Origin of the sequence: Promicromonospora kroppenstedtii DSM 19349, assembly GCF_000515355.1 — a bacterium.
Classification (GTDB): Bacteria; Actinomycetota; Actinomycetes; order Actinomycetales; family Cellulomonadaceae; genus Promicromonospora; species Promicromonospora kroppenstedtii.
In genome coordinates this window covers 155,429-158,259 of sequence record NZ_KI911744.1, presented here as the reverse complement: position 1 = coordinate 158,259, position 2,831 = coordinate 155,429, and the positions used below count along the sequence as shown (strand labels likewise).

3 protein-coding genes and 1 pseudogene are annotated in these 2,831 nt (G+C 71.1%); 1 reads left to right on the top strand and 3 read right to left on the bottom strand.

Features of this window, described 5'->3' with window-relative positions:
- Positions 1-340: 340 nt before the first annotated feature.
- From PROKR_RS24970 to PROKR_RS24960, 3 genes are all read right to left on the bottom strand, one after another.
- The gene (locus PROKR_RS24970) at positions 341-796 is read right to left on the bottom strand and encodes a DUF7144 family membrane protein (protein ID WP_084800670.1); all 456 of its coding nucleotides are present in this window, start codon (positions 794-796) and stop codon (positions 341-343) included.
- Entirely contained in the window at positions 793-1,314 is a 522-nt protein-coding gene (locus PROKR_RS24965; protein WP_036969004.1) for a DUF1269 domain-containing protein, read from the bottom strand. The genes PROKR_RS24970 and PROKR_RS24965 overlap by 4 nt, the downstream gene beginning before the upstream one ends.
- A 93-nt stretch (positions 1,315-1,407) precedes the next feature.
- Positions 1,408-1,974 (bottom strand): hypothetical protein, encoded by a 567-nt coding sequence (locus PROKR_RS24960; protein WP_036969001.1) that lies wholly within the window; start codon positions 1,972-1,974, stop codon positions 1,408-1,410.
- A 421-nt stretch (positions 1,975-2,395) separates the two neighbouring features.
- Here PROKR_RS24960 and PROKR_RS36150 point away from each other — a divergent pair.
- A pseudogene (locus PROKR_RS36150) lies at positions 2,396-2,831 on the top strand (hypothetical protein); the annotation flags it as partial.

The window sequence follows — 2,831 nt, the reverse complement described above, 5'->3', positions numbered from 1 at the left end:
CGTCGTCGACCGCCCGCCGCGGCGTCGTGCGCGGGCCGGGCGCCGTCCCCGTCGGGTGGGACACGAGGCTTGTGCCGCGAGGGACAACAGGGCTCGGGTTAGCGCGCATTCCGCATTTCCTCACTCGACGTGAAGTGCGGCGGCCGCCCCCTGACCACCGGTCGGCGACGTGGGTACGGCACCGGCCTGGAATTCACGCGATCCCGTCGGAGATGCCGGTCAGAAATGTCGTGTCGACGGACGCGGGCACCGAGAGCGGGATGTGCGCTTCTTCGTCATGATGCCGGTCATTGTGCGGAGCTGCCTGCGGGCCGCTGGGAATCACCCATTTCTCCGGCTGTCATCTGCGATTCGCTATAAGTGTGGACAATGCCCAGATTACGGCGACATCAAAGGCAATGACGACGAGACTCCAAATTGGGTAATAGGGTATGAACGCAAAGTTGGTGAGACACGAGATCGCGGCGAGGACGATGCCGAGGACATAGGCCCACGTCTGGGTCGCCAGGACGCCGATACCGGTGGCGAGCGCGAGCGCACCCACGACGATGTGGATCCAGCCCCACGTGGACACGTCGAGCTGGAAGACGTACTCCGCGCCCGTCACGTACACCGTGCCCGCGGCGGTCGCCGCGATCCCCTGGAGGATCTGGAAAACGGAGACCATGATGAGCATGACCCCGGCGAACGCCGCGGTGGTCAGTGCCGCGGAGCTGGTCTCCCCGTACTCGACGGGGCCGCCCCTGCCGCCGGGGTAGGTGCCCTGGACCGGCTCGGACCCGGATGCGCTGGTCATGATGCCTCCTTGGCGGTCTGCTGCTCCTCGCCGAAGACCTCGCGCAGCGCGGCCTCCTGCTCGGTGCTGAGGTTGGTGAACACGAGCTCGGGCGTCTCCTGCCCCGCGAACGCGTCCCGGATCCTGTCCACGACGGCGTCGGACGACAGGACGAACAGCGCCGAGGTTCCCGGCGTGATCTTGTCCCGGACGCGGTTGATGAAGCCGTCGTCGATGCCGACGTCCGCGAGCGCGCCGCTCAGGGCGCCGGTGGCGGCGCCGATCGCGGCGCCGAGCAGGGGGACGAAGAACAGCAGGCCGAAGAGCATTCCCCAGAAGGCACCCCCGAGGGCACCGGCGCCGGTCAGCGAGGACAGCTGCTGGGTCCTGGGCTTCTTGGCCCCGACGTCCCACCGGACGGTCGCGGCGTCGTGCACCGTGACGAGCTTCTGCTTGGCGAGCTGCTGGATCGTCTTCGCCGCCGTCTCCGCGCCGTCGGCGGTCTCGAACTTCCAGGCGGTGAGGGTGGACTGGGACATCGACGTCTCCTTCGGGCGCGCGTGCTGCCTGACCCTGCCACTCCACCGCGCCGCGGGGCGCCGCGCCTCACCCGTTACCGGTGAGTGCGGCGGCTACGTGTCGGCCTGGCCGGTGCGCGACCGCAGGCCGCGCTTCTGGACCATCGCGCCGATGACGGCGAGCACCACCCACAGCGCCAGGAACAGCGCCACGCCGCCGCCGGTCCGGGGCTGCCAGAGCTGCCCGGCGTCGGACCAGAGGCGGCCGACGCCGGACAGGACCAGGGTGGCGCCGCCGGCCGCCGTGCCCCAGATCAGGAACCGCCGCCCCAGCCGCCTGGCCAGGAACGCGCACAGCAGGGCCACGGCCGGGATCAGGATCACCGCGAGCAGCACGTCCGCGGCGCCGCCCTGCACCAGCACGAAGACCTTGGCACCGATCACGGCGCCGACGCACAGGCCGCAGACGAAGAACATCAGCCGGGCCGCGATGAGGACGATCAGGAACGCGAGGACCGCGCCGGCTACGCCGATGAGCAGGGCCGTGCCGGTGTCGGCGTCCAGGGCGACCGCGAGCGTCCACGACACCCCGAACCCGGCCAGCAGCACCGCCAGGCGCACCGACAGGGATCCCGCGAGCAGCAGGACCAGCCCCACCGCCAGCACGGCGAGGGCGGACATCAGGGGCCGCCGGGGGACGACGGGCCGGGACGGTTGCGCACGGCCTCATCGTCGGGGGACGGGGCGCCCGGACGGGTCACCCTCTTCGGGTGACGCCGCGGTCCCGCGTGCCGTTTCTGGGCAGCAGTGCCGCGGGCAGCTGCCCGGCACCGCCGGCTGGTTCGTGATGCGCAGATCGCTGCGTGCTTCACCGGTCCTGAAGTTCTGTTCAGACCATGAGCTCTTGCCTGCAGAAACGCACATGAAACGATGCAACGGCGTGGCTCGAACAGAACCTCGGGCGTCGGCGAGCGCTGACGGCGGGGAGTCGTCCCGGGGCGGTCGTCAGCTTTCGCCACGGCACCACGGACCAGCGCGGCCGCCTGGGCCCGTATGACAGCTGACACGTGCGCGAGGTGGCGTACCGGGTGAATATGTGCCGGTGCCGATTGTGACTGGTCAGCAGGGCGGGGCAAAGGGCCCCGAAGTGGACGTTCGAGTGGTTGGCGTGGACATCGGCGGCACGGGTTCGCGCTTGCGGTTCGCCGGGTCCCGGGCCGGCAGGTCGTACGAGGTCACGGGGCCGCCCGCCACGATCGTCGGAGGCCGGTCGACGGTGCCGGAGGTGGTGCGCGAGCTGTGCCGCGGGTTTGCCGCCCAGTTCGGCGGGCGCCCCCACGTGTCGGCCGCCGCCGTGGGCCTCCGCGGATTCCGCTCCATGACGCACTCCGGGGCGCTGGACGCCAACCGGGTGCACGACATCCTGGCCGAGGAGCTGCGCACCCGCTCCACGGCCGTCTCCAGCGACGCCGTCACCGCGCACCTGGGCGCGCTCGGCACCGGGTCGGGTGCCACGCTCGCCGTCGGCACCGGGGCGG